Raw genomic sequence first — 25,264 nt, 5'->3', positions numbered from 1 at the left:
AAACGTTACCTGGTCAGGTTGGACGTTATCATCCGCATTTTCGAACGCACTTGTAGAGAGCTTAGTCACGCGGAAATATCCTGTTCAAAACTGGCTATCAGCGCATCAAAGATGCCTGAGGCGATGGTTAACAGTTGATCGTCATCGCTGACCGTTGAGCGTATGCCCGCTAATACTTTTTCGATACCGCTGGCTTCCGATGGCTGTATGCCACCAGCATCAATAAAATGCACGATGCCGCCGAGTCTTGTCAGCGCAGCAGATTCCAGACCGAAGCTGGCTAACAAGGTTTCGAATGTGACTTTGGCGCCAACATGAGAAAACTGTGCGCCGTCAAAATCAAATCCCAGGGCATCAGCCGGACAATCAGCGGGCGCAGCCAGCCACAAGATCTGCGCATCCGCATCGATAAAGCGGCGAATCAACCAGGCACTTGCCAACCTATCCATCCACGGACGTGCACGCGTCGCCCAGATACGGCCGCGATAATCAGCCAGCGACAAACGTGGAATTTCTCCTGCAAATGAATGTGGCTCGTCCGGCGACATTGTTCGAATTGCTGCGCTTTCTAATTCCGATAAAGCCGCACTCGCCTGCTTCTGCGATTCACTGGAAAAGAAATCGATAACGGCTAATTGATCAAAGGTCTTGCGTAACTTTCGTGCCTGCTTAAGCATTTCTGCCGCGGTATCGTCGTTAAGCTTGGCGCGACTTCGTGCAATCGCCTCCAACAATTCTGCAAACTCTTCGGAGCGATCAAACAAGCTGGCATAGGCTTCTTGGTCGGCGTTGGTTTCCAGCAGATATGTGGTGCCGCCGTTCTTGTCTATGTCTTCGGCGATCTCGGATAACGTTGCTTTGCCTTTACCTTGTTCCGGCAATAGATATACGCCATCGCGCAATACAGCAGCGCCGGAAGTTTTGAGCGCCCGCCATGCCCTCATACGCGCAGTGGCGTTTTCGGTGGGCAAAGTCAGAACCAGTAGAATCCACTTCATATAAGTATCAATCTCTACATTTAAGTAGCTAACTCTACCATATTAAATATCCGCTACAGAAAATTGTGCACCGCGCTGTTCTTTATAAGCGCCTTCTGCGAAGCCAGAAAATTCCTTGTCTAGAGTTTTGTAGAGCACAACGACCTTTTATCGCCCCAAAAACGCCTAATTTCAGCTCTTCGTGAAGCGCAGCAATAACATTTCGATCGCCTTCCTGCTAATATACGTTTCGTATACGCTTTATATAAAGAGTCATAATATGGGTATCGTCAAAATCACTGAACAGATGCATGTAAATCTGCGTCTCAGCAGCGGCGCAATGAGTCGCTCGATCAATTCGCAAGCCGAACACTGGCTGCGCGTCGGCATGATGGCCGAGCTGAATCCAGGGCTTTGTTATAACGAGATCTGCCAAAAACTGAGAGAGGCCGAGCAGCAGGCTGCTGAATCGCCCCAAGAAATCACCCTGTCACTTGAGAAAGCATGATGGTCACAGAAGTCGAAATCAAAACACTTTCCGACATTGCGATGTTGCGGAAGTCAGGTGCCTTGGCGGCACAAGTTCTCACCATGATTGCCGACCACGTCAGACCCGGCGTCACGTCCAATCAGCTCGACAAGCTATGCCACGACTACATCGTTGATGCACTTGAATCGGTGCCGATCAATATCGGCTATCACGGCTATCCGAAAACGATTTGCACCTCGGTCAATCACGTCATCTGTCATGGCATCCCTTCCGACAAACCATTGAAGGATGGCGACATCATCAATATCGACGTCGCCTTAACCAAAGATGGATGGCACGGCGATACCAGCCGCATGTATTTCGTCGGCCAGCCCAGCATCTTGGCAAAACGTCTGGTCAATACAACTTACGAAGCGATGCGCGCAGGTATCCTCGCCGTCAAGCCGGGCGCAACTTTGGGCGATATCGGTTATGCGATTCAATCGGTCGCGCAGAAGGAAGGCTTCAGCGTGGTTCGCGAGTATTGCGGTCACGGTATCGGCAAGATCTATCACGAGGATCTGCAGATACTTCACTACGGTCAGCCGGGTGCAGGCATGCCGCTGCAAACGGGAATGGTATTCACGATTGAACCGATGATTAACGCGGGCAAACGACATTCGAAAGAAATGCCGGATGGATGGACCGTCGTTACCAAGGACCACTCTCTGTCTGCGCAATGGGAGCACATGGTTGCAGTTACGGAAACCGGCTTTGAAGTATTAACGCATTGGCCGGATGGAGTTGGAGAGTATTCCCCGCTCGTCGCTTGATACAAACAAAACAATGTCACGCATGCGTAGTAGCTGACGAAGTGCTGCCAGCCAAGTGAACTTATGCGTGACTAGTTTTCATCTAAACCGATCAAGCCGACTCCAACAATTCAAGAACCATGCTGCGCCAGGATTGCATCCAATAGTCCTGGAAATCGACTTTCGATATCAGCACGTCTAAGTGCATTCATGTGCATGGTGCCGGTGTTTTCTGTACACACCAGACCAGCCTCACGCAAAACCTTGAAGTGATGCGATACGGTGGATTTTGGTCGGCCACCATCCAGCTCGCCGCAGGACGCGGCATCCACACGAGACAAATGCCGAACGATGTCCAGACGGATCGAATCGCTCAAAGCGTAAAGCACGCGTTCGAGAGATAACTCATTGGCGGCGGGATGTTTAAAGGGGCGCATGAGCAACATCATACACTTTGCGCTATACTTATTCCATAGTTCGTATATATTCGAACTAACGAATCAATCTTACCAATTTTATAAGGTCGCCATGTCCGCACTCTTCCAGCCCTACAAACTTAAAGACGTAACTCTACGCAATCGCATTGCCGTCCCGCCTATGTGTCAATACATGGCCATCGACGGCCAAGTCAATGATTGGCATCTATCGCACTATGCCAGCATGGCGCGTGGTGGAGCTGGATTAGTCATCGTCGAGGCAACTGCAGTTGCGCCAGAAAGCAGAATTACACCAGGATGCACCGGCATCTGGAACGACGAACTGGCGCAAGCATTTGTGCCTATCGTGCAAGCCATCAAGTCAGCGGGTTCAGTACCTGGCATACAGATCGCTCACGCAGGTCGCAAAGCCAGCGCGAATCGTCCGTGGGAAGGCGACGATCATATCGCAGCTGATGATGCACGCGGTTGGGAAACCATTGCGCCCTCGGCTATCGCTTTTGGCAAAGGTTTGCCAAAAACGCCACGCGCGATGACGCTGGACGACATTGCACGCGTACGTCAAAACTTCGTCGATGCCGCAGTGCGTGCACGCGACGTCGGTTTTGAATGGCTGGAACTGCATTTTGCACACGGCTATCTGGCGCAGAGCTTCTTTTCTGAGCACTCAAACCATCGCGACGACATCTATGGTGGCAGCGTCGAGAACCGCGCGCGCTTTCTGCTGGAAACTTTAAAAGCAGTGCGTGAAGTCTGGCCAGAAAACCTGCCGTTGACAGTGCGCTTTGGCGTCCTGGAATACGATGGTCGCGACGAACAAACACTGTTGGAATCAATCGGCTTGGTCAAAGATTTCAAAAAAGCCGGCATGGACATGATTAGTGTCAGCATCGGCTTTACGATTCCAGAAACCTCGATTCCATGGGGACCAGCGTTCCTAGGCCCTATCGCCGAACGCGTGCGCCGCGAAGCAGATGTACCAGTCTCATCAGCGTGGGGTTTTGGCACGCCAGAGATCGCCGAACGCGTCGTCAAAGACCAGCAACTCGACATCGTCATGGTTGGACGCGCGCATCTGGCCAATCCGCACTGGGCCTATTTTGCGGCGAAAGAACTCAAGGTCGAGCACGCATCGTGGACGTTGCCAGCGCCGTACGCGCATTGGTTAGAGCGTTATTAAATAAAAAGGGCGAACTGAGGTTCGCCTTTTTTATTTACAAGGATGGCGTATTTTTTAAGCAAGTCAGCATAGCTTTCAATAATTTTGGACAAAGTCCCTAACAGCATAGAAATTGGCGCAGCTAAAGATTTCATCATTGCGACAAATGCGCTTTCTCTAATTGGAAGCAGCGTGGATAAGAACCCCATGCATTGCTAGTGTTAGCCCGTACATAAGGCAAATTGATTTGCCTCTGACTATCGGAAAAATCTTTTAAGCTTGTATTTTCAAGCGCCAACATTTTTGCTTGTGTGCGCTTTCAGGATTAGCGGGCTTTTCTTTCTCTGCATTAATCATAAATAGTTCCCGCAAAATTCGATGGAACCGATCGAGTTTGTTGCGTTCTACCTTTAACCTCAACCATTCAAGGAGTGACGCATGAATAAAACAGCATCGGCAGCATGGAAAGGCGGCATCAAGGACGGTATCGGTAGTATTTCGGTTGAAACCGGCGTACTGAAAGAAGCGCCATATGGCTTCAAGGCCCGCTTTGAAGATGGTCCAGGCACGAACCCTGAAGAGTTGATAGGCGCAGCGCACGCAGGTTGCTTCACGATGGCCTTGTCAGGTGAACTTGGTAAAGCGAAGCTAACGGCAGACAGCTTGAAAACCACGGCGACTGTCACACTGGACAAAGTAGAAGGCGGTTTTGCGATCAGCAAAATCCATCTTGATCTGGTCGGCAAAGTGCCGGGCACCGATCAAGCCGGTTTCGAAAAGATTGCGAACGACGCCAAGGTTGGCTGTCCTGTATCCAAACTATTCAAAGGCAATGCCGAAATCACGCTGACGGCGAAGCTCGAAACTTGATTAGGTAACTCAAGAATCATTATTGTAAAAATGCCCGCAATGTGCGGGCATTTTTATTTTTCATGACCAACATCCATGAATTACAAAGGCAACATCAAACGATAACCAACTGCTGTTTCCGTCAATAGATACTTGGGCTGCGCAGGATCGTCTTCCAGCTTCTGGCGTAAATGTCCCATGTAAATCCGCAGGTAGTGGCTGCTTTCAGAATGAGATGGTCCCCACACTTCGCGCAGCAATTGCGGATTCGTGACGACGCGGCCGGCGTTTGTTGCCAGCACGCTCAACAGCCGATATTCAGTCGGCGTCAGATGCACCATCTGATTACCCTTGGTGACCAAGTGCGCTTTCATATCCAGTTTGACGTCGCCGAATTGAATCGCTTCCTGCTCATCATTCGCTGACTTGCGATGTCGACGTACTGTTGAACGCACTCGCGCGAGCAACTCTCCCACGCCGAATGGCTTGCTCAAATAATCATCAGCGCCGGCATCGAGGGCCTTGATCTTATCGCTTTCGTTGACGCGAGCCGACAGTACGATGATAGGGACCGACGACCACTTGCGTACATCCAGAATGAAATCAACGCCGTCGCCGTCTGGCAAACCGAGATCGAGGACAATCAAATTCGGCTTGCGCGTACCGGCATCGATCAGTCCGCGTTTAATCGTTTCTGATTCAAAGACTTGCCAACCTTCTTCTTCCAAGGCGGCACGTACGAAGCGGCGAATTTGTGGCTCGTCTTCAACCAGCAATGCAATCGGCAATGCTTCGCTCATGATGCGTGATCCAAAGTAGTGTCCATATCCTTGTCCATGTCCGGCATCGCCGGTGGCGTGCCTAGCGGCAAGGTGAATTTGATAGAAGCGCCACCGTCTGGCGAATGCGCAGCGCGTATCGTTCCCTGATGCGCTTCGACGATAGCGCGACAAATAGCCAAGCCTAGGCCCACGCCTGGCGTTGCCGATTCGCGCTCACCGCGTGTGAATTTTTCAAAGATGGCGTCTTCCTGCCCTGCTGGCAAGCCTGGTCCGTTGTCGTAGACTGAAACTTCCAGAAAGCGCCCGCTGGTTTCTGCCACGATGGTAATGCGCGAACCGGCCGGTGTGTACTTGGCTGCGTTCTCGACCAGGTTGCACAACACGCGCTCTACCAACACCGCATCGAAGCGCACCAAGGGCAAGTCCTGCGCCAACCTGGTTTTAATCTCGTGTCGGACAATCGCGGATTGACTGGCACGCAACGCGCTGCCAACAACTTCTTCAAATTCTTGCCATTGCAAATTAAGTTTGACTTCGCCGCTTTGTATGCGCGCCATATCCAGCAAATTGGAAACCAGATTACCCATGCGCAGCGCCTCATCATGCAAGGCTTGTGCGAGTTCTTGCTGGCTAAATGTCAACGGCGGTTTCGACATGGTCAGCGATTCGGACAAGCCAACCAATGACGTCAGCGGCGTACGCAAATCATGCGACAGCGCAGCCAATAATGAATTGCGTAAGCGTTCAGATTCCATACGCACCAACGCATCTTGCGCGACCTCGATGTAATGCACGCGTTCAAGCGCAATTGCAGCCAGCGCAGCAAAGGTATCGAGTTGCTGCCTTTGCTCAGGAATCAAAATCCAGCGACGGTTCTCCGGTTGAATCGCCAATACACCACGCGTACGCATAGGAGCAACTAGCGGCAGATAGAAATAAGTACTGGCCGGCAGCGTGTCGGTACCCATGCCGGCAGGTGTCGCTTTATCGAAGGCCCATTGCGCAATGCCGATATCCAGCTCGGCCACATCCTTATTGCTCTTGTCTTTATTTATATCTACGTTGCCAATACCTTGTGTAGGCATGGACAGTTTTGCTGCGTCATCTGGTAACAGCAATATAGCTTTCGCGCGGAAGGTCCTTTGGATGAACGATTGCGTAATCTCGAAGATCTGTTCGGTCTGCAATGCGCCGGATAATTCTCTGGCGAACTCATACAAGGCGCGTGCGCGCCCTTCTCTATGCGCTGCGATTTTTGCCTGGAAGCGTAATCCTGAAGTCAATTGACCGACAATTAATCCCACTACCAGCAGCACAGAAAACGTCACCAGATATTGCACATCGCTGACCGCAAATGAAAAGCGCGGTGAGACAAAGAAGAAATCGAATACGGCGACACTGAGGAATGCAGCCAATACCGCGGGTCCGCGCCCGAAGCGTACTGCAATCAATACCTCAGCCAACAAAAACAGCATCACGATATTCGCCAGATCCAGATGCGGCATCAAAGGCGTCGCCAGCAAGGCTGTGAAAACACAGGCTGCGATCGTCCACAGGTAAGGCAAATACGGATTCTTGTGCTCGCTCGCGCTGTCGTCCACTAACGAACGGCGCTCCGACAGATTCTGCGGTGAGGCTGCATCCCTACTTTCATCCTGACCGGTTTCTATCAGATCAATGTCCGGCGCATACTGCGCGATGCGTTTTAGGTGCGAGGTTTGCCACGGCCATTTGCTGTGATCACGTCCGAGTACTATCCGTGAAAAATTATGGCTCCGTGCATAGCTGACGATTTCAGTCGCGATCTCGCTGCCTGACAGAACTGCCGTCGTCGCACCAAGGTCTTGCGCCAGCTTCAAGGTTTTGAGTATGTGTTCGCGTCTTGCCGAAGGCAGGCGTTGCAATTGCGGCGTTTCCACATAGACCGCGTGCCACTCTGCGTTCAACTGTCCGGCCAGTTGCGCTGCGCTGCGAATCACATGCTCGCATCCAAGGCGCGGACCTATGCACACCAATAAATCGGAATCGGTTTTCCAGACACCATTGATGGATTTTTCTATTCTGTATGCTTGTACATCATCGCCTATGCGATCGGCAGTTCTGCGCAAGGCCAGCTCGCGCAAAGCGATCAGATTGCCTTTGCGGAAAAAATTACGCGACGCACGTTCCGCCTGTTGCGGCTGATAGACCTTGCCTTCACTTAGACGCGCTAGCAAATCATCGGCGGGAATATCGACCAGCACGACTTCGTCGGCTTGATCAAATACCGTATCCGGCAAGGTTTCTGCCACCCGTATGCCGGTGATGCCACCTACTACATCGTTCAGAGTTTCCAGATGCTGCACATTGACCGCGGTGAAGACGTCGATGCCAGCCTCCAGCAACTCTTGCACGTCTTGCCAGCGCTTGGGATGACGTGAACCTGGCGCATTCGAATGTGCCAGCTCATCTACCAAAATCAGCGCCGACTTGCGAGCCAACGCTGCATCGATATCGAATTCGGTGATGGTCTTGTCGCGATAGGCAATTTCTTTGCGCGGAAGTACTTCCAGCCCATCTAGCAAAGCTGCGGTTTCGCTACGGCCGTGCGTTTCCACAACGCCGACCAACACATCGTGCCCTTCGGCCTGCATCCGGTGCGCGGCAGATAGCATCGCATAGGTTTTCCCTACGCCAGCGGACGCGCCAAAATAGATGCGTAATTTGCCCCGTTCAGCGCGACGCTCCTGCTCCTGCACATGTGCCAGCAAGGCATCTGGGTCAGGACGTTGGTGGTCGGCGGGGGGCATGAATGTGGAGTGTTTATATGAAGTGGGATTGCGGCTTTGATTGTGCCATATTCGGGCGATTCATCAAGCCTTCGATTGATAAGACAATACGGGCGACGCCTGATGCGACCGCCCGATAGTTAGCTTACTGACGTTGATCCAGCGCTAGATTCAATGCCAGAACATTCACACGTGGTTCACCAAAAAATCCCAGGTATTGGCCTTGGCTGTGTTTGCCTATGATGCTCTGCACTTCTTCCAGCGACATCTTGCGTTCACGTGCAATGCGGCCGGCTTGATATTGCGCTGCCGCCAGACTAATTTCAGGATCCAATCCGCTGGCCGAAGCCGTCACCAGATCAACTGGAATCGGTGCTGTGTTAGTGGGATCGACAGCTTTCAATGCATCGATACGGCCTTTTACGTTATCGATCAACGCGGGATTAAGCGGGCCTTGATTCGCACCGCTGGATGCGGTTGCGTTGTTAGGCATAGGGCCGGTAGCGGATGGGCGTCCCCAAAAATACTGCGGAGAAGAAAAGGACTGGCCTATCAGCGACGAGCCAACAACTTTCCCGTTGCGCGATACCAGACTGCCTTCTGCCTGCTCTTTGAAAGCGAGCTTGCCGATGCCGGTAATCGCATAAGGGTAAATGACGCCGCAGATCAATGTGAGCACGAAAAATAAAACCAGTGCGGGACGAAGTGTGGATTTCATATCAGCTACTTTCTAGTTGTTTGGAGGCAGCATGTTGTTTGCAACGCGCTGCCTCGCGACAGGTTTAAACAAGTCCAAGGATGGTCAAGATCATGTCGATCAATTTGATACCGACGAATGGCACCAAAATTCCGCCCAGGCCATAGATCAACATATTGCGACGTAGCAGCGCAGCAGCACCAACAGCGCGATATTTGACGCCTTTCAATGCCAATGGAATCAGCACAACAATAATCAGCGCATTGAAAATCACGGCCGACATGATGGCCGACGATGGGCTGCTCAAATGCATGATGTCGAGCGCCTTCAGCTGCGGATAGGTCGTCACAAATGCCGCTGGAATGATCGCGAAGTATTTGGCAACGTCATTGGCAATCGAAAATGTAGTCAACGAGCCGCGCGTCATCAACATCTGTTTGCCGATCTCTACGATCTCCAGCAGCTTGGTCGGATTGGAATCCAGGTCGACCATATTGCCGGCTTCCTTCGCCGCCTGCGTGCCGGAATTCATCGCGACTGCGACGTCGGCCTGCGCCAATGCCGGTGCATCGTTGGTACCGTCGCCAGTCATCGCTACCAGACGGCCTTGCGACTGATATTCGCGTATCAACTTGAGCTTTTGCTCTGGTGTCGCTTCCGCGAGGAAGTCATCGACGCCCGCTTCTGCCGCAATCGCCGCAGCAGTCAGCTTGTTATCGCCAGTGATCATCACAGTTTTGATACCCATGCGACGCAATTCGGCGAAGCGTTCTTTGATACCGCCTTTGACGATATCTTTCAACTCGACCACGCCCATCACCCGACCATCATCAACCACCACCAAAGGCGTACTGCCACGACGAGAAATATCATCGACGGTATTCGATACTTCTGTCGGGAATGGACGACCGAGCAATTCGATATGTTTTTTCACTGCATCGACCGAACCCTTGCGGATAATCCGCTCGCCCATATCGACGCCACTCATCCGTGTTTGCGCACTGAAGTGAACAAAGCTCGCATTCAATGCCGCGATATCGCGTTCGCGTATGTTGAATTTCTGTTTGGCGAGGATGACGATGCTGCGGCCTTCTGGCGTTTCATCCGCCAGCGAAGCCAGTTGTGCGACATCGGCTAACTGGATCTGCGTGACGCCAGGCGCCGGATAAAACTCTGATGCTTGACGATTACCGAGTGTGATGGTGCCGGTTTTATCCAGCAACAATACATCGACGTCACCCGCTGCTTCGACTGCGCGGCCTGATGTAGCAATCACGTTGGCTTGCATCATGCGGCTCATACCGGCCACACCAATCGCTGACAACAAGCCACCGATGGTGGTCGGGATCAAACAGACCAGCAAGGCGATCAACACGGTGATCGTGATCGGCGTACCAGTACCCGCAGCTTCCACCGAGTACATAGAGAAAGGCAACAAGGTAACCGTCACGATCAGGAAGATGATGGTCAGCGCGACCAACAGAATCGTCAAAGCGATTTCATTCGGCGTCTTTTGACGTTTGGCGCCTTCGACCATTGCGATCATGCGATCGATAAACGCTTCACCCGGATTGGCAGTGATGCGCACAATCAGCCAGTCCGACAGTACACGTGTGCCGCCAGTGACGGATGAAAAGTCGCCGCCTGATTCACGAATTACCGGAGCTGATTCACCTGTGATCGCGCTCTCATCGACCGATGCGACGCCTTCAATCACTTCACCATCGACGGGAATCACATCGCCGGCTTCTACCAATACGGTATCGCCCTTGCGTAAATCTGCTGGCGAAGCTGGCAACCATGATGTGCCGTGTTTAGGATTGGCGAGTTTTTTCGCCAACACGGTTTGTTTCAACGCGCGCAGTGATGCAGCTTGCGCCTTGCTGCGACCTTCCGCCAGTGATTCGGCGAAATTAGCAAACAACACGGTGAACCACAACCACATGGATGTCGCAAAGATAAAGCCGGGATTGGCTTCACCTTTACCGACGACAGATTGAATAAACAACAAGCTTGTGATGATGCTGCCGACATAGACAACGAACATCACAGGACTGCGCCACTGTGCACGTGGCGTCAGCTTTTTGAATGCATCGACAATGGCTGGGCCTATCAATTTCGCTTCGAAAAGCGTCAAGCTTTTACGTAAAGCGATAGGCGCCGCCTTGATTTCTGGCATTTGCATGGCAGGCTTTCTTTAATTTATTGGCGACAGAAACGCTGTGCGCTTCCGCCCCGTTCTAGTGAATTAATGTGAGAACAATTGCAGGTGTTCGACGATAGGACCGAGAGCCAGCGCAGGGACGTAATTCAATACGCCTACCAGCACCACGACGCCGACTAACAAGGCAACAAACAACAAACCATGCGTAGGCATCGTGCCGGCATTCGGTTCAAGTCTTTGCTTGCCTGCGAGTGAGCCCGCCACCGCAAGAATCGGCACGATCATCGCGAAGCGGCCGAACCACATCGCAATCGCCAGCATCGTGTTGTAGAACGGCGTGTTGGCAGATAGACCGGCGAACGCGCTGCCGTTGTTATTCGCGGCTGAGGTGAACGCGTACAGAATCTCGGAGAAGCCATGCGCACCAGGATTCGCAATGCCGACCTTGCCCGGTTCCACCAGTACTGCAATCGCGGTTCCGACTAACACCAATGTCGGCGTCACCAAAATCGCAATCGATGCCATCTTCATTTCATATGACTGGATTTTCTTGCCGAGATATTCCGGTGTGCGTCCTATCATCAGCCCCGCGATAAACACCGCAAGAATTGCAAAAATCAACATGCCGTACAAACCGGTGCCGACACCGCCGAACACGACTTCACCGAACTGCATCAAGACCAGCGGTACGAAACCACCCAATGGCATTAATGAATCGTGCATTGCATTCACTGCACCGCATGATGCTGCAGTCGTGATGGCAACAAACAAGGCAGAAGCGCTGACGCCGAAACGGGTTTCCTTGCCTTCCATATAACCACCCGATTGCAATGCGGTAGTCGCTTGATCAACGCCTAGCGCTTGTATCGCTGGATGAGCTGTTTGTTCCGAAATCATGACGATGGATGTCATCACCACAAAGATCAGAGTCATTGCACCCAGCACTGCCCAACCTTGTCGCATATCGCCGACCATGCGACCGAAGGTGAAGCACAAACCGGCGGGGATCAAGAAGATCGCCAGCATCTGGATGAAGTTACTGAGTGCCGTCGGATTCTCGTAAGGATGAGCCGAGTTGGCATTGAAGAAGCCACCACCATTGGTGCCCAGCATCTTGATGGCCTCTTGCGATGCAACCGGACCCATCGCGATGGTTTGCGTTTGGGTGGTCAGCGTTTCCATCACGGGCTTGCCTTCTGCATCGACAACAGGCTGTCCGTCAGCAGTGGTTTTCGCTTGTTGATAAGTGACCGGATCGACCAGCGCTACATCTTGATAGGCTGAGAAGTTTTGAATCACGCCCTGCCCCATCAACGCGACAGAGACAACGATCGCCAGCGGCAACAGGATGTATAGCGTTGAACGTGTCAGATCGACCCAGAAATTGCCTATCGATTTGGCCGAGCGCGAACTGAAGCCGCGTATCAATGCAAATGCGACGGCGATACCAGTCGCAGCTGAAAAGAAGTTTTGCCCGGTCAATGCCAGCATCTGCGTCAGATAACTCATCGTCGCTTCGCCAACGTAGCCTTGCCAGTTGGTATTGGCGACAAAACTAATGGCGGTGTTAAACGATGAATCAGGACTGACATTACCGAATGCCTGCGGATTCAGCGGCAACCACGCTTGCATGCGCTGGATGGCATAGACGAACAGCGCGCCTAAGGTGTTGAATACCAATAAAGCGATGGCATAGCTTTTCCACGTCATTGCCGATTGCGCGCTGAGGCCGGCAATGCGGTACAGAACATTCTCGATCTTCAACAGCCAGCCGAAGCCTCGAATCGGCGTACCGTCGCCGACCTTGGCCATGAACAGGCCCAAGGGATAAGCGAGCACCAGCAAGACGGCTAAAAATGCGACGAGTAACATGATGGATTGCGAAGTCATTTTATAAATCCTCCGCTTTCAACAAGGCCATCAAGAGATAAATCAGCAAGCCGACCGCCACCAGCGATCCAATTACGTAAAATAGGTTCATTTACGTTCCCCCAACTTGCTGCAGCCTTCGGCGAATGCCCAGCAAACCAGCAAAAACGCTGCGATTGCGGCTATAAATACGAGGTCCATTTTTCAAACTCCACATCATTGTTTTGATGAGAAGTAGCTTAGGAGAAATGGTCTAAAAATTTAGTAAAGACTTGGGTGTGGGGTGTAAACAGAATATAAAAATTGACTGTGCGTGTAGCGAATACGCTTGCGAACGGCGCATTCCAAAAGTATTTATTCAATCTGTATCTGTGAGAGTTTTATCCACATGAGCAAGCTAGCCATCCTGCAATATCCTGACGAACGTTTGCACACGGTTGCGCAACCGGTCGGGCAGATTGACGATCAGATTCATAAACTGGTACGCGATATGGCGCAGACCATGTACGCGGCTGATGGCATTGGTTTGGCAGCGACGCAGGTCGACGTGCACCTGCGCATCATCCTGGTGGATGTGTCAGAGAAAGGTAATCAACTGCTGGTGTTGATCAATCCTGAAGTGATAAAGATGGGTGGCAAGGCAGAGTTTGAGGAAGGTTGTTTGTCTGTGCCAGACGTGTATGAAACCGTGAATCGCGCGGCGTGGATACGCTTGCGGGCACTGGATTTGGATGGCAAGCCGTTTGAGTTACAAGCGGATGGATTGAAGGCTATGTGTATTCAGCATGAGCTGGATCATTTGCAGGGGATGGTGTTTGTTGAGCACCTGTCGCTGTTGAATCAGAAGCGGATTTTGTCTGGGCTGGGCAAACGAGGTGGAACTCGTAGCAAGGTTCGCTGATTTATCTTTCGCGTTGAATTGTTTAATTTCCAATCCGTTTTCAGCTCAGTTGCCGGGGGTGGCCCGGCTGCCACCTTCTTTCTTTGCTTCGCCAAAGAAAGAAGGCAAAGAAAGGCGACCGCGAAGCCGCTGGCCCTTCGGGCTTCCCGTTTGTGCAAATCAAAAAATGGGAAGCGAACGAAACTCGCCTGCGGCTCAAACAGCGTTCACTTCTTTTTCCATTTTCTGCTTCGCGCAAACGGCAGCGTCACAGCGGGCCCCTATTGTTCGACTCGCCTTCGGCATTGCTGATTTAGCAAGCGTTCAAGTCACCACTTCAGATTTTAGTTAGCCAAGCGCGCTTCCACTCTTGCCATTGCCCCCGTTGCGGGATGACGCAATTTGGTAATGCGCTCTACCAAAATCGTACGAATTTGTTCAGGCTGCAAATTATGCCTTTGCAGGAAATCATCAGCCACTTCAAGTTCCACCCTCACAATGCCGCGCTCTTCTTCGATTTCTACTGAAGTCACTTTGCCGAACATATCGATTTGCAAACCGGTGATTGGATTGCGAATATCCAGCAGGCGTGGTTCGATTGCGTTTGTAAATTGTTGCGCGTTCAATGCACGTAAGACGGGAAAGCAGCCCGTTACTTCTATCAATGTTTTCATTTTTCCTTGAGTCATAAAACAGATTCCTGCGGCGGCTATGCGAACTAAATATCGATGGCGCCGCAAGAATCAATTATTTAGTTTGTTACTAATCCGCTTCACGCACCAGCCGCATGCCAACCAGCGTATAGCGCGTACTTGGCGCGTTCCAATTCCGATACGACGATCGTGCGTAGAACGACCATGTGTGCCATGAACCGCCGCGCCTTACTCGCACATCGCCACTTGTCGGCCCTTGCGGATCGGCCACCGGCGAGTTTGCATAATAGCGATCATCATGCCAATCTGCTGTCCATTCCCACGCATTGCCGTGCATATCGTAAAGCCCGAATGCGTTCGGCGCAAAACTGCCTGCGGGTGAAGTGAATGCAAAACCATCGCTACCTGCCAGCGCGTAACTTTGCCACTTTGCCCAGTTTTTTGCAGCATCGGCATCAAAAACATTCGCCGCACTCAACAAGGATTGAGGATCGTCGCCTGTATAAAACTGGGTGCGCGTTCCGGCGCGCGCGGCGTATTCCCATTCTGCTTCTGTCGGCAAGCGATACTTTTTGCCTTCTACCTTGCTCAACCATGCGCACATTGCGACGGCGTCATTCCATGTCACGTTCACCACTGGATGATCTTCGCCTTGTTTAAAACCGGGATTCCGCCATGAGTATTTGCGATCGCGTCCCTCGAAGGCGTCACCGCGTACAGACTTGGCCGGATCGTAATCGGCATTGTAGCCATAGCCGCCTGTGCCATCTGCCTCGGATTCAGGCTGATACGCAGAGGCAGCCAGAAAGCGGCGGAACTGTGCCACCGTAACTTCGTATTGTCCAAGATAAAACGCATGCGTGATGGCGACCTTGTGTACCGGGGCCTCATCGCTCAACTCCTCAAAACGTTTGCGCTCGTATTGCGGATAGGTTTTTGCCAGCGTATCAACCGATGCGTCGTTCCCCATCATGAATTCACCTGCGGGAACCAGCACAAACTTCATGCCGAGTGCGTTTTGAATGACCGGCTCCGCTGCATGCGCAGGTGTATGAGCCGACAAAGTCAACAAGCAAATAAGGGATATCGTCAGTCGGCGCATGGCGTTAAAAAGTAGAGGTGAACTTGAGGAATCAATCGCTTGAATTCAGCTCCTACGATGCCTTGCCGTAGCCTTTTTGCCAAGTAAATTGGCGTAGATCGCACAGGGACGCAGCACAATCACAACGGTATCCACGGCCGGCATGGAATATTTCGCCGTCGATAATAAAACGGTTGCACAATCGAAATGTTATAAAATTTGCACCTTCTTAATCATTTGGCATCTCTACGCATACTGAGAATGAAAACAAAGCGCGCGCCCACAATACGCTCCAAGCTAGTTTTGCTCGTCATGGCATGCGTGCTGCCGGCGGCTGTGATGGCTGCTTTGCTGATCAACCACGATTATCAGCGTGCTCGAGAACAGTTGTTGGCCAACTCTCTTGGTACCGCGCGAGCCATGGTCTCGGTGGTAGACCGCGATCTGGCGAGTATCGAATCGTCTTTGGTTGCGCTGGCTACCTCGCCGTATATAGCTCCAGGCAACTTCGGCGCTTTTTATCATCAAGCGCAAAACGTCTTGAAGAATCAGAGTACTCAGGGCGACATGAATATCGCGTTGCAGGACATCAGCGGCAAGCAATATATCAATACACGTCGCCCCTTTGGCGCAACCTTGCCAACCCGAAGTAACTTTGTCGGGGTGCAAGCCATCTATGAAACTGGCAGACCTGTCATCTCCGACATCTTCGTCGGCGAAGTTACAAAACGTCCTTTGCTGGCGGTAGGCGTGCCGGTACTCAGTCATGGCACACGTTACAACCTGAATGCAGGCATTTATCCAGAACGTTTCGAAAAGCTGCTCCTGCAACAAAAGCTGCCACAAGGCTGGATTGCCGGCATCCTCGATGGCAATGGGAAAATCATTGCACGCACCAAAGATATGGCGCGTTACTCCGGCCAAATGGCGCCACCTGATTTGATCAAGCGCCTCAAAGCAGCGACAGAAGATACCTTTGAACGGGTAACGCTGGATGGCACACCTGTACACACAGTCTTCGTCCGCTCATCAGTTTCGAACTGGTCCTTGGCAATCAACATCCCGACACAAAGTCTCCAACATGAACTAGAAAAAACACTGTTTGGACTGATACTGGCAACGTTCATCTTGCTGGTCTTCAGCCTCACAGCAGCATGGTTTATCGGCGGTCGCATCGCCAACTCAGTACGCGGTCTGACTGGCCCTGCGCTGGCTTTGGGCACTGGCGACAAAGTCACCATCCCTCCTCTACATCTGCGTGAAGCAGACGAAGTCGGCAGCTCATTAATGAAAGCGTCGGCAATGCTGCAGAGCGCGCAGCATCGAGCCAATCACGATGGATTGACCGGCCTCGCCAATCGCACGCTATTCAACGAGATCGTCAATCAACAGCTATTGCTGTGCGAGCGCAATCAAACAGTGCTGTCGATTCTGTATATCGATCTGGATGGCTTCAAGATTATCAACGATGGGCACGGCCATGAAACCGGCGACAGATTACTGCGCAGTGTTGCCGCACGATTAAAGGCTGGCAGCCGCAACTCCGACGTGGTGGCGCGCTTGGGTGGCGATGAATTTGGCATTGTGATGGTAGGAACCAGCATGAGAAATGCCACGACGACTGCAGAAAAACTGGTCGAAAGCGTATCTGAGCCTTACGTACTTGATGAAGTCACTGTGCGCATTTCAGCCAGCATTGGCATAGCCGCCTATCCCGAATCTGGTGTCACTAGCGAAGCCTTGTTGCACAAAGCCGATCGCGCAATGTACAAGGCAAAAGGATTGGGCCGACGTAGAGTTGAAACGGCACCTTCGGAATAGCAGCAGCCGTACTTATATTCTTTCTGCAATACCCGCATCAGCAAAAAAATATTCAGCGAGTTCTAACAGGAACAGGCTGAATATTTTTCCATCATCTTCACGCTATACACATATAGCGCTACAAATAAATCTAGCCGCGATAAAGATCTTCGGCTTTCTTTTCTTCTGGAGTCATGCTGCCAGGATTTCCGTTCGCAGGCGCTGGTGCTTGAGGCGTGTCACCCGGGTTGAATAATTTTTCCCAGAATCCTTTTTGCTCTTCGACATCCACCGATTTGACCGAATCGCCATTGACGTATTCTTCATACGTCCAATCGCCATCAACCTGCGTCAAGCCTGACGGTACCGCGCTCTGGATTTCTGCTTTGCCGCGCAATGCAGTGCGCATGTAATCAACCCAGATTGGCAAGGCCAAGGTACTGCCGAATTCGCGACTGCCCAAGGTGCGTGGCTTGTCGTAACCCATCCATGCCACACCGACCACGTCGCGGCCATAGCCGGCGAACCAGCCATCCATCGAATCATTGGTGGTGCCGGTTTTGCCAGCCAGATCGCTACGTCCCAATCGTTGGCCAGCCATGTAGCCGGTGCCCGAGCGCACGACGTCACGCAACATCGTGTTCATGATGAAGGCATTACGTGGATCGATGGCTCTTGCGGTTTCATCGCCGGCTTGTGGATGATCGGCTTCCATCAATACCTTGCCGCGTACATCAACCACTTTTTGGATCAGGAAAGGCGTCAGTTTAAAACCGCCATTCGCGAACACTGCATACGCGCCAGCCATTTGTAAAGGCGTCACCGAACCGGTACCTAATGTCAGCGTCAGATTCGATGGCTGCTTGTCTGCATCCAGGCCGAAGTGCGACATATGTTCAATGGCAAACGGTGGCGTGATCTTGCGCAGAATGCGGATCGATACCAGATTCTTCGAGCGCTTCAAACCAGTACGCATCGTCACAGGGCCGTCGTATTTGCCGTCATCGTTCCCTGGATTCCAGGCCTTGCCGTTTTGCTCGGTCATGCTGTCTTCAGCAAGCGGCGCATCATTCACCAAGGTCGCTGGCGAAAAACCTTTTTCCAACGCAGCTGAATAAACAAAGGGCTTGATCGTAGAGCCTGGTTGACGCCATGCCTGCGTCACATGATCGAACTGGTTCATCGCAAAATCAAAACCGCCGACCATCGCGCGTATGCCGCCATCTTGTGCATTGACCGAGACGAAGGCCGCAGAAACTTCCGGTAACTGGACGATCGCCCATTTCTTCTTGCTGTCTTGTACAACGCGAATAACAGATCCGACATTGATTTTTTTACCTTCAGCCGCTTTGCTAGCCAAGCCAGATGCGGCAAAACGCAAGCCTTCGCCGGTGATTTCAATATCGTCGCCAGACAAGGTTTCTGCGCTCACTGATTTTGCAGAAACCGCAGTGACTACCGCTGCCTTCAAGTCATCGCTATCAGGATGTTTGACCAGAATATCTTCGATCGCCTGCTGTCTGTCTTCTTCATCTTTCGGCAAATCGATATTGGCTTCCGGGCCGCGATAACCGTGACGCTTGTCGTAATCGAGTACGCCGCGTCGCACTGCTTCGTACGCTGCATCTTGATCAGCTTTATTGAGCGTGGTGTATACGCTCATGCCGCTGGTATAAATTTCATCCTTGTATTGTGAATACATGAATTGGCGCACTTGCTCGGCCGCATATTCTGCATGCGTGCGGAAGCGATTGCCGTCAGCCAACACGTTCAGTTTTTCTTCTTTTGCTTTCTCGTATTGTTCTTGCGTGATAAAGCCGAGGTCGTGCATGCGCTTCAAAATGTACTGCTGACGTTCAGTCGCACGCTTAGGATTGACGACAGGATTGGCGCTAGCCGGCGCCTTAGGCAAACCAGCCAACATCGCAGATTCAGCAATACTCAAATCCTTGATCGGCTTGCCGTAATAAATACGCGAAGCACTGCCGAAGCCGTAAGCACGTTGGCCCAGATAAATCTGGTTCATGTACAACTCAAGGATCTGATCTTTCGTCAGGTTCTTTTCGATACGATAAGCCAGCAAGACTTCCTGCAATTTACGGCTATAGGTTTTTTTACGCGTCAGCAAAAAGGTACGTGCAACCTGCATCGTGATCGTCGATGCACCTTGCGAACGGCTGCGCATCAAATTGGCGAGACCGGCACGCACTACGCCGAGAATGTCGACGCCACCATGCTCATAGAAATTATTGTCTTCGATCGCGATGATCGCGTTCTTCATGCTCGACGGGATTTCGCCTATCGACACGAAGTCGCGGCGCTCTTCGCCGAATTCACCGATCAAGACATTGTCAGCGGTATAAACACGCAGTGGAATTTTCGGTTTGTAGTCGGTCAGCGCATCGATCGATGGCAGATTAGGCACGATGAACAAGGCGGTGAACAGCACCATCAACAATGCGAAAGCGCCCGCGCCTATCAGCCCAACAATTCCCGCCTGCTTAAGTTTGATGTCGGTTGGTCGCTCGGACCAATCCACGATGGATTTCTTGATAAATGAAAACAGCTGCAACGCGATCCCCTGTTAAGTCTTGTATGCGCCGCAACTTTAGCAGGCATTGCGCCTGCAAGTTGAAACCAATTGTTTCTTGCAAATACGGCATTTCTTGAATGCATGCCTATTGTATATGCTCGCCGCGTGTGGATTTCATAGGAGTTTAAGGCTGCGCTGGTCGTCCAACAAGGCGATCCAGCGCTTTTTTATTTATTTTATTACCTTAGTTTCTTGCAATACTTTTTAATCCGACATCACATTATTTGATATTTTATTAAGCCGTTTTTTTAATAATGTGTGCGAGCTGCGCCAGATTTTCTGGCGTCGTCGTAAGTCTTGCTTTCTGTAGCCCATGCGCTGCGTTTAGGTTTTTTGAAACAGACAATTTTACCTACGTAGCCTACATAATCTTCTTCAAGGTACTTGGCTTGCCCCTTGTGTTTGTCGTTATAGGCGGATTTATCAACTCTAGGCATGCCACTCTCCTCATCGTGAATTAAGAATCGATGCAAGCATCTGATCAACGTATTCGGTGTGCTTCATCGTGTAAATATCGTAAAAGCTGATGAGCAACCTTGCTATCAGACGATGTAATCACTTGATGTAGGAAGACTGGAAGAGTTGAGTATTTTTCATCTCGGCACTTGATTATCAAAATCAACTCTCTTAGCGCTTACAATGGCAAGCTTGGGAAAATGAACCAAAATGGAACAAAAGCATGCCGTTTGTCGTTACTGAATCATGCATACAGTGCAAATACACTGATTGTGTCGTAGTCTGCCCTATGGATTGCTTCTTCGAAGGCCCGAACTTCCTTGCAATCAATCCGGATGAATGCATAGACTGCTCGGTCTGCGTGCCGGAATGTCCGGTAAACGCGATTGTTAATGCGGCCGAAATCTCAGAAGAACAAAAACATTTCGTCGAATTAAATCGAAGTTTGTCGCAACACCCCGACTGGAAGCGCATCCGAGTGCAAAAAGAGCCCATGCCAGATCACGAAAAGTGGGCGCAGGTTCAAGATAAAATGTCTTTGCTGGCAGGAACTGATCAAACTTGATTAGTCTGCAGCAAAAAAGTCTGACTGAAGTACACGCAACATTCCAAACAGGAAGCATCCATGAGTAGCACTCCTCCTCTTCCAAATCCTTCGTCCCTCGTCAGTTCCTTGCGCACCAGTTGCTCAACCTGCAGCATGCATCAACTGTGCTTGCCCATGGGGCTGGGCGAAAATGATATGGACAAACTCGACGAGATCATCGGTCGCAGACGGAAGGTGCCGCGCGATGGATATCTGTACCGAATGGATGACCCATTTACCAATCTGTATGCAGTGCGCGTGGGCCATTTCAAGACTTACCAAATTAACGCTGGTGGCGAACAGCAAATTACAGGTTTCCAGATGGCGGGCGAATTATTGGGGATGGATGCAATCAGCACCGATCGCCATCATTGCGACGCGATTGCGTTGGAAGACAGCGAAGTCTGCGAAATTCCATTTCCCCGACTGGAAGAATTATTCGGCACCATGCCTATCCTACTGCGTCACTTCCATCGCATGATGAGCCAGGAAATCACACGCGAGCAAAGCGTCATGCTCTTGCTTGGCAATATGCGCGCAGAACAACGCTTTGCGGCATTCCTAGTTAACTTAGCATCGCGCTATGTCGCGCGCGGTTACTCGTCGACTGATTTCCAGTTGCGCATGTCACGCGAAGATATCGGCAATTATCTCGGATTGACCATAGAAAGCATTAGCCGCATCTTGTCCAAGTTTAAGAAGCAAGGGCTACTGACCGTCAGTAACCGCGAAATCGTCTTGCTCGATCCAATCACCTTGAAAGCAATGGCAGCCGGTATGGAAAGCTGCGGTTAAAGCAGGCGATTATTCAACTTCTTGTGGATCAAGTCCGAGATAACAAGTCAAAGCGCTAGACAAGGCGCAAAACAACCACAACAAAAAAAATCCCAAGGTGTAGGTTGCCAGCGACCATATAACCTCGCTACCTTCCATCATCGGTCCATGCAAAGGATCGATCAAGGCGAACATTGCGCCTTCTGCTGCGATCGCAACGAGGAATGAAGGCCATAGAACGATCATCAATAGACGTTGCATTGCATCTCCTTTGTTATTGAGCTGCTTTATCTAGCTACTATATAAATTTATTGCTCATCTGCTTCAATCGCAAAACTACGTTGCGCTGGCCAAGTCCAAATACCATTCAAACGCCAATCGCGCTTTTCATTTTCGACTAGCACTTGCCAGCGTCCCAGATCGAGCATAGGTAACGCAACCGAGAAATGCCCTGCCTTGTCAGGCTGTATTAGCAAGACGATATCTTTTTCCGGAATAGTGGCGTGTATAAGTCGCACGCTGATATCGCCGATAGCCTGCTTCGCTTTGTTGGAAATCGAGCCACTCAATATCCGAGTCGGTGTGTCGTAATGGGCAGAGAACTGCACGCCCAAATCAGTTGCCACACGATCGCGACGCAAATCCTGATTGATCGCCTTGCCTTGTTTGTAATAATCATCCACCACCAGTGCATCCTGTTGCGTCACGGCGATCCACATGGTGATGCTGCCTGCAATCACAACAGCAAATGGCCCCAGCATTAATAGCCATGGCCAGCGGTGTTTGTACCAGGGACCTTCATCGTGATTTTGGTTGAATATCGCTGTAGTTTTCGACATGATTCTTCCTTGTATTTCTCTCAACGCGGCACAAAAAATACCGCGTGTTCTGTGACTTGCAGACCGCCATCATCCAGTGCTTTCAAGCTGACGGTAATTTTGTTCGAGCCTGGTTCGCCCTGCCCTTGCGCAACGCGTAACCTGATAGGTACGGCCCGCGTTTCCGTCGCGGCCAGATCAACGACATTCGGCGTCACCAATGCCAGTGTTTCAATACCGCTGACACTGATTTGGTAGCGATGCGCAGTTTCTGAGGTGTTCATAATCTGCAGCCGGTAAACGTTCTCTATCATGCCGTCATCGACCTCACGCCCCATCGCTCCGCGATCACGAATCACGTCCAGCTTCAAGGGTGTGCGCAGGCCGAGTGCCGAAAAAAATGTCACCACGATCGCGAGCAGGATGCCGCTATAGATTAAAACGCGGGGTCGCAAGGCGCGCTGTCTGACTTCCTTGATCGATAAATTATTGCTAAGTGCGTTATCAGTCGTATAGCGAATCAGCCCGCGCGGCGATGCGATTTTATCCATCACCGCATTACAGGCATCGACGCAAGCCGCACAGCCTATGCATTCATATTGCAAACCATTGCGTATATCGATTCCAACCGGACAAACCTGTACGCACATTGTGCAATCGATGCAATCGCCCAGTTTTTTTGCGGATGCATCTGCGTGCTTGCTCGGCATGCCGCGTGGCTCACCGCGTTTTTTATCGTAGCTGATGATCAGCGAATCCTTGTCGAACATCGAGCTTTGGAAACGCGCGTACGGACACATGTATTTGCAAACCTGTTCGCGCAGCCAGCCCGCATTGCCGTAAGTGGCGAAGGCATAAAAAAGTATCCAGAATAATTCCCAGGGGCCGAGCGCCAGGTTCAACACTTCTTGCGCCAAGCTGTGAATCGGTGTGAAATAACCAACAAAGGTAAAGCCAGTCCACAGCGCGACGCCGCCCCACGCCATATGCTTGGCAGTCTTCTTAGCGATTTTTGAAAACGATGCAGGCTGTTTATCGAGGCGCATGCGCGCGCTGCGCTTGCCCTCTATCATTCTTTCTATCCACAGAAAAATTTCTGTGTAGACCGTTTGTGGACAGGCGAAACCACACCAGACGCGACCTGCAATCGCTGTCGCCAAAAATAGTAAATACGCGCAAATAATCAACAAAGCCGCAAGATAAATAAAATCCTGCGGCCACAGTACGATTCCGAAAATATAAAACTTGCGCGCTGCCAGATCGAATAGCAAAGCCTGCCTACCGTTCCAGCTCATCCACGGCATTCCATAAAAAGCGAGTTGCGTCAGCCAGACGCAGATCCAGCGTAAAGTCGCATAACGTCCCTTCGTCTCACGTGGATAAATTTCTTCCCGCGCGGCGTACATCTTGATGACGGTAACTTCAGGATCGCTGAGGTTCATGCGCTTTTACTCTTTTCCATTACAAAGCTAATGCGGTGGAATCAGGCAATACAGGATTGCAATGTCCTGCTTGAACTCCATCGCAGCAATTCATCATTTACTCGCCTGCTCGGCTTTGACATCGTTAGACAAGCTCCACACGTAGGCAGCCAGCACATGCACCTTGGCATCACCGAGGAACTCTTCGAACGCCGGCATTGTGTTGTCGCGACCTTTACGTATGGTTTCCATGATGGTGTTGGAGCTACCGCCATACAGCCAGATTTTGTCGCTCAGGTTGGGCGCACCCAACAATTGGTTACCTTTGCCATCTGCGCCATGACAGGCTACGCAGGCAGCAAATTTGGATTTGCCGAATACCGTTTTAATCGGATCGGAATTGGAACCAGACAAACTCAATACGTAATGAGCAACGTCTTCTACATCTTTGTCGGAACCAAGCGCTGCTGCCATCGATGGCATGATGCCGTGGCGACCTTGCAGAATCGTGGTCTTGATGACTTCCGGCGCGCCGCCATATAACCAATCCTTGTCAGTCAGATTTGGATAACCCTTGTTGCCGCGTGCATCAGAGCCGTGGCATTGCGCGCAATAAGTGAGGAATAGACGCTCGCCGATTGCATGTGCCTTGGTATCCGCGGCAACAGCTTTCAAATCCTGCTGCTGATACTGATTGAACAGCGGACCGTATTCAGCATCGGCTTTTTTTAATTCGGTTTGATAGGCATCAGCTGATTTCCAACCCAACTTACCGGCATAGGTGCCAAGGCCTGGATACAAGGCGAGATAGCCCAATGCAAAAACGATGGTGATATAAAACAACCACATCCACCAGCGTGGCATTGGTGTGTTCAACTCGGTCAGGTCTTCATCCCAAACATGACCGGTAGTTTTCATCTGATGATTGGTACTCGGCTCAATCTTGACTTTGACCTGGGATTGCGACCACAGCAAAATGCCGCAACCGATGATGCCAAGCAACGTCAATACCGAGATGTAAATGTTCCAGAAATCATTGGTGAAATCAGACATGGCTGTGCTCCTCTTTCTCCATGTCTTCTTCATCCGCAAACGGCGTGCGTGCCGCCGTATCAAAGTCACTGCCGCGATGTATGACATACGTCCATACCAAAATGCCGACAAATGTCAGAAAGCTCACTACCGTCATGATGCTGCTCGCATCGATGGAAATATTCAT

At 51.2% G+C, this 25,264-nt stretch carries 27 protein-coding genes; 9 read left to right on the top strand and 18 right to left on the bottom strand.

Features of this window, described 5'->3' with window-relative positions:
- Positions 1-65 precede the first annotated feature (65 nt).
- On the bottom strand, positions 66-998 hold the full coding sequence (locus Q7T66_RS09765) for a chromate resistance protein ChrB domain-containing protein (protein ID WP_304933145.1): 933 nt from the start codon (positions 996-998) through the stop codon (positions 66-68).
- 259 nt (positions 999-1,257) lie between these two features.
- Here Q7T66_RS09765 and Q7T66_RS09760 point away from each other — a divergent pair, with 259 nt between their 5' ends.
- Complete coding sequence (locus Q7T66_RS09760; RefSeq protein WP_304933144.1) at positions 1,258-1,485, top strand: ParD-like family protein; 228 nt, start codon at positions 1,258-1,260, stop codon at positions 1,483-1,485.
- A complete protein-coding gene (map, locus tag Q7T66_RS09755) occupies positions 1,485-2,279 on the top strand; it encodes a type I methionyl aminopeptidase (protein ID WP_304933746.1) in 795 nt (264 codons plus the stop codon). The genes Q7T66_RS09760 and map overlap by 1 nt, the downstream gene beginning before the upstream one ends.
- Positions 2,280-2,389: 110 nt before the next feature.
- On the opposite strand, the gene Q7T66_RS09750 is transcribed toward map, so the two are convergent.
- Positions 2,390-2,695, bottom strand: a complete 306-nt coding sequence (locus Q7T66_RS09750) for a helix-turn-helix transcriptional regulator (RefSeq protein ID WP_304933143.1) — start codon at positions 2,693-2,695, stop codon at positions 2,390-2,392.
- Positions 2,696-2,786: 91 nt separating this feature from the next.
- Here Q7T66_RS09750 and Q7T66_RS09745 point away from each other — a divergent pair, with 91 nt between their 5' ends.
- Positions 2,787-3,875, top strand: coding sequence for an NADH:flavin oxidoreductase/NADH oxidase (locus tag Q7T66_RS09745; protein ID WP_304933142.1), 1,089 nt, complete (start codon positions 2,787-2,789; stop codon positions 3,873-3,875).
- Here the strand turns inward: Q7T66_RS09745 and Q7T66_RS09740 are convergent.
- Positions 3,872-4,063: a hypothetical protein gene (locus Q7T66_RS09740; RefSeq protein ID WP_304933141.1), complete on the bottom strand. Its 192-nt coding sequence runs from the start codon at positions 4,061-4,063 to the stop codon at positions 3,872-3,874. The genes Q7T66_RS09745 and Q7T66_RS09740 overlap by 4 nt on opposite strands.
- A 229-nt stretch (positions 4,064-4,292) precedes the next feature.
- Between Q7T66_RS09740 and Q7T66_RS09735 the strand changes: the two genes are divergently transcribed.
- Entirely contained in the window at positions 4,293-4,724 is a 432-nt protein-coding gene (locus Q7T66_RS09735; RefSeq protein ID WP_304933140.1) for an OsmC family protein, read from the top strand.
- An 80-nt stretch (positions 4,725-4,804) separates the two neighbouring features.
- On the opposite strand, the gene kdpE is transcribed toward Q7T66_RS09735, so the two are convergent.
- The 6 genes from kdpE to kdpF form a co-directional block, all read right to left on the bottom strand.
- Positions 4,805-5,503, bottom strand: coding sequence for a two-component system response regulator KdpE (gene kdpE / locus Q7T66_RS09730; RefSeq protein ID WP_304933139.1), 699 nt, complete (start codon positions 5,501-5,503; stop codon positions 4,805-4,807).
- Positions 5,500-8,274 carry a two-component system sensor histidine kinase KdpD gene (gene kdpD / locus Q7T66_RS09725; protein WP_304933138.1) on the bottom strand — a complete coding sequence of 925 codons (2,775 nt, stop codon included), beginning with the start codon at positions 8,272-8,274 and terminating at the stop codon, positions 5,500-5,502. Before kdpD ends, kdpE begins: the two co-directional genes overlap by 4 nt.
- A gap of 124 nt (positions 8,275-8,398) precedes the next feature.
- Positions 8,399-8,971 (bottom strand): potassium-transporting ATPase subunit KdpC, encoded by a 573-nt coding sequence (gene kdpC / locus Q7T66_RS09720; protein ID WP_304933137.1) that lies wholly within the window; start codon positions 8,969-8,971, stop codon positions 8,399-8,401.
- Positions 8,972-9,035: 64 nt separating this feature from the next.
- Positions 9,036-11,135, bottom strand: a complete 2,100-nt coding sequence (gene kdpB / locus Q7T66_RS09715; RefSeq protein WP_370691639.1) for a potassium-transporting ATPase subunit KdpB — start codon at positions 11,133-11,135, stop codon at positions 9,036-9,038.
- Between the two features lie 63 nt (positions 11,136-11,198).
- Entirely contained in the window at positions 11,199-13,004 is a 1,806-nt protein-coding gene (gene kdpA, locus Q7T66_RS09710; RefSeq protein ID WP_304933136.1) for a potassium-transporting ATPase subunit KdpA, read from the bottom strand.
- A 1-nt stretch (position 13,005) separates the two neighbouring features.
- Positions 13,006-13,095, bottom strand: a complete 90-nt coding sequence (gene kdpF, locus Q7T66_RS09705) for a K(+)-transporting ATPase subunit F (protein ID WP_304933135.1) — start codon at positions 13,093-13,095, stop codon at positions 13,006-13,008.
- 276 nt (positions 13,096-13,371) lie between these two features.
- Here kdpF and def point away from each other — a divergent pair, with 276 nt between their 5' ends.
- Positions 13,372-13,884, top strand: coding sequence for a peptide deformylase (gene def, locus Q7T66_RS09700; protein ID WP_304933134.1), 513 nt, complete (start codon positions 13,372-13,374; stop codon positions 13,882-13,884).
- Positions 13,859-14,215: a hypothetical protein gene (locus tag Q7T66_RS09695; protein ID WP_304933133.1), complete on the top strand. Its 357-nt coding sequence runs from the start codon at positions 13,859-13,861 to the stop codon at positions 14,213-14,215. The genes def and Q7T66_RS09695 overlap by 26 nt, the downstream gene beginning before the upstream one ends.
- On the opposite strand, the gene Q7T66_RS09690 is transcribed toward Q7T66_RS09695, so the two are convergent.
- Complete coding sequence (locus Q7T66_RS09690) at positions 14,208-14,552, bottom strand: hypothetical protein (protein WP_304933132.1); 345 nt, start codon at positions 14,550-14,552, stop codon at positions 14,208-14,210. The genes Q7T66_RS09695 and Q7T66_RS09690 overlap by 8 nt on opposite strands.
- Before the next feature lie 73 nt (positions 14,553-14,625).
- On the bottom strand, positions 14,626-15,618 hold the full coding sequence (locus Q7T66_RS09685) for a formylglycine-generating enzyme family protein (RefSeq protein ID WP_304933131.1): 993 nt from the start codon (positions 15,616-15,618) through the stop codon (positions 14,626-14,628).
- Positions 15,619-15,858: 240 nt separating this feature from the next.
- Between Q7T66_RS09685 and Q7T66_RS09680 the strand changes: the two genes are divergently transcribed.
- Positions 15,859-17,418 carry a sensor domain-containing diguanylate cyclase gene (locus Q7T66_RS09680; RefSeq protein ID WP_304933130.1) on the top strand — a complete coding sequence of 520 codons (1,560 nt, stop codon included), beginning with the start codon at positions 15,859-15,861 and terminating at the stop codon, positions 17,416-17,418.
- Between the two features lie 130 nt (positions 17,419-17,548).
- On the opposite strand, the gene Q7T66_RS09675 is transcribed toward Q7T66_RS09680, so the two are convergent.
- A complete protein-coding gene (locus Q7T66_RS09675) occupies positions 17,549-19,879 on the bottom strand; it encodes a penicillin-binding protein 1A (RefSeq protein ID WP_304933744.1) in 2,331 nt (776 codons plus the stop codon).
- Between the two features lie 359 nt (positions 19,880-20,238).
- Positions 20,239-20,427 (bottom strand): hypothetical protein, encoded by a 189-nt coding sequence (locus Q7T66_RS09670; RefSeq protein WP_304933129.1) that lies wholly within the window; start codon positions 20,425-20,427, stop codon positions 20,239-20,241.
- Between the two features lie 242 nt (positions 20,428-20,669).
- Here Q7T66_RS09670 and fdxA point away from each other — a divergent pair, with 242 nt between their 5' ends.
- Positions 20,670-21,011 carry a ferredoxin FdxA gene (gene fdxA / locus Q7T66_RS09665; protein ID WP_304933128.1) on the top strand — a complete coding sequence of 114 codons (342 nt, stop codon included), beginning with the start codon at positions 20,670-20,672 and terminating at the stop codon, positions 21,009-21,011.
- A gap of 60 nt (positions 21,012-21,071) precedes the next feature.
- Positions 21,072-21,827 carry a fumarate/nitrate reduction transcriptional regulator Fnr gene (gene fnr / locus Q7T66_RS09660; protein ID WP_304933127.1) on the top strand — a complete coding sequence of 252 codons (756 nt, stop codon included), beginning with the start codon at positions 21,072-21,074 and terminating at the stop codon, positions 21,825-21,827.
- Positions 21,828-21,836: 9 nt separating this feature from the next.
- Here fnr and Q7T66_RS09655 read toward each other — a convergent pair whose 3' ends face one another.
- From Q7T66_RS09655 to Q7T66_RS09635, 5 genes are all read right to left on the bottom strand, one after another.
- Positions 21,837-22,067, bottom strand: coding sequence for a hypothetical protein (locus Q7T66_RS09655; RefSeq protein WP_304933126.1), 231 nt, complete (start codon positions 22,065-22,067; stop codon positions 21,837-21,839).
- Positions 22,068-22,114: 47 nt separating this feature from the next.
- On the bottom strand, positions 22,115-22,645 hold the full coding sequence (locus Q7T66_RS09650) for a FixH family protein (protein ID WP_304933125.1): 531 nt from the start codon (positions 22,643-22,645) through the stop codon (positions 22,115-22,117).
- A gap of 20 nt (positions 22,646-22,665) precedes the next feature.
- A complete protein-coding gene (gene ccoG, locus Q7T66_RS09645) occupies positions 22,666-24,066 on the bottom strand; it encodes a cytochrome c oxidase accessory protein CcoG (protein ID WP_304933124.1) in 1,401 nt (466 codons plus the stop codon).
- 93 nt (positions 24,067-24,159) lie between these two features.
- On the bottom strand, positions 24,160-25,098 hold the full coding sequence (gene ccoP / locus Q7T66_RS09640) for a cytochrome-c oxidase, cbb3-type subunit III (RefSeq protein WP_304933123.1): 939 nt from the start codon (positions 25,096-25,098) through the stop codon (positions 24,160-24,162).
- The gene (locus tag Q7T66_RS09635) at positions 25,091-25,264 is read right to left on the bottom strand and encodes a CcoQ/FixQ family Cbb3-type cytochrome c oxidase assembly chaperone (protein ID WP_304933122.1); all 174 of its coding nucleotides are present in this window, start codon (positions 25,262-25,264) and stop codon (positions 25,091-25,093) included. Before Q7T66_RS09635 ends, ccoP begins: the two co-directional genes overlap by 8 nt.

The organism is Herminiimonas sp. (assembly GCF_030655415.1).
Note: the sequence above shows the minus strand (reverse complement) of the source record. Positions and strands in the feature narration are given on the sequence as shown.

What these genes read in the sequence shown, in the direction of transcription:
- Q7T66_RS09670 (WP_304933129.1), bottom strand. Translation starts at nt 20,427, where the DNA reads ATGCCTAGAGTTGATAAATCCGCCTATAACGACAAACACAAGGGGCAA.
- kdpA (WP_304933136.1), bottom strand. Translation starts at nt 13,004, where the DNA reads ATGACTTCGCAATCCATCATGTTACTCGTCGCATTTTTAGCCGTCTTG.
- fnr (WP_304933127.1), top strand. Translation starts at nt 21,072, where the DNA reads ATGAGTAGCACTCCTCCTCTTCCAAATCCTTCGTCCCTCGTCAGTTCC.
- Q7T66_RS09740 (WP_304933141.1), bottom strand. Translation starts at nt 4,063, where the DNA reads ATGGGGTTCTTATCCACGCTGCTTCCAATTAGAGAAAGCGCATTTGTC.
- Q7T66_RS09650 (WP_304933125.1), bottom strand. Translation starts at nt 22,645, where the DNA reads ATGTCGAAAACTACAGCGATATTCAACCAAAATCACGATGAAGGTCCC.
- ccoG (WP_304933124.1), bottom strand. Translation starts at nt 24,066, where the DNA reads ATGAACCTCAGCGATCCTGAAGTTACCGTCATCAAGATGTACGCCGCG.
- Q7T66_RS09735 (WP_304933140.1), top strand. Translation starts at nt 4,293, where the DNA reads ATGAATAAAACAGCATCGGCAGCATGGAAAGGCGGCATCAAGGACGGT.
- kdpB (WP_370691639.1), bottom strand. Translation starts at nt 11,135, where the DNA reads ATGCAAATGCCAGAAATCAAGGCGGCGCCTATCGCTTTACGTAAAAGC.
- def (WP_304933134.1), top strand. Translation starts at nt 13,372, where the DNA reads ATGAGCAAGCTAGCCATCCTGCAATATCCTGACGAACGTTTGCACACG.
- kdpD (WP_304933138.1), bottom strand. Translation starts at nt 8,274, where the DNA reads ATGCCCCCCGCCGACCACCAACGTCCTGACCCAGATGCCTTGCTGGCA.
- Q7T66_RS09765 (WP_304933145.1), bottom strand. Translation starts at nt 998, where the DNA reads ATGAAGTGGATTCTACTGGTTCTGACTTTGCCCACCGAAAACGCCACT.
- Q7T66_RS09745 (WP_304933142.1), top strand. Translation starts at nt 2,787, where the DNA reads ATGTCCGCACTCTTCCAGCCCTACAAACTTAAAGACGTAACTCTACGC.
- kdpF (WP_304933135.1), bottom strand. Translation starts at nt 13,095, where the DNA reads ATGAACCTATTTTACGTAATTGGATCGCTGGTGGCGGTCGGCTTGCTG.
- Q7T66_RS09685 (WP_304933131.1), bottom strand. Translation starts at nt 15,618, where the DNA reads ATGCGCCGACTGACGATATCCCTTATTTGCTTGTTGACTTTGTCGGCT.
- map (WP_304933746.1), top strand. Translation starts at nt 1,485, where the DNA reads ATGGTCACAGAAGTCGAAATCAAAACACTTTCCGACATTGCGATGTTG.
- kdpC (WP_304933137.1), bottom strand. Translation starts at nt 8,971, where the DNA reads ATGAAATCCACACTTCGTCCCGCACTGGTTTTATTTTTCGTGCTCACA.
- Q7T66_RS09655 (WP_304933126.1), bottom strand. Translation starts at nt 22,067, where the DNA reads ATGCAACGTCTATTGATGATCGTTCTATGGCCTTCATTCCTCGTTGCG.
- Q7T66_RS09680 (WP_304933130.1), top strand. Translation starts at nt 15,859, where the DNA reads ATGAAAACAAAGCGCGCGCCCACAATACGCTCCAAGCTAGTTTTGCTC.
- Q7T66_RS09690 (WP_304933132.1), bottom strand. Translation starts at nt 14,552, where the DNA reads ATGACTCAAGGAAAAATGAAAACATTGATAGAAGTAACGGGCTGCTTT.
- kdpE (WP_304933139.1), bottom strand. Translation starts at nt 5,503, where the DNA reads ATGAGCGAAGCATTGCCGATTGCATTGCTGGTTGAAGACGAGCCACAA.
- Q7T66_RS09635 (WP_304933122.1), bottom strand. Translation starts at nt 25,264, where the DNA reads ATGAATATTTCCATCGATGCGAGCAGCATCATGACGGTAGTGAGCTTT.
- Q7T66_RS09750 (WP_304933143.1), bottom strand. Translation starts at nt 2,695, where the DNA reads ATGCGCCCCTTTAAACATCCCGCCGCCAATGAGTTATCTCTCGAACGC.
- ccoP (WP_304933123.1), bottom strand. Translation starts at nt 25,098, where the DNA reads ATGTCTGATTTCACCAATGATTTCTGGAACATTTACATCTCGGTATTG.
- Q7T66_RS09760 (WP_304933144.1), top strand. Translation starts at nt 1,258, where the DNA reads ATGGGTATCGTCAAAATCACTGAACAGATGCATGTAAATCTGCGTCTC.
- fdxA (WP_304933128.1), top strand. Translation starts at nt 20,670, where the DNA reads ATGCCGTTTGTCGTTACTGAATCATGCATACAGTGCAAATACACTGAT.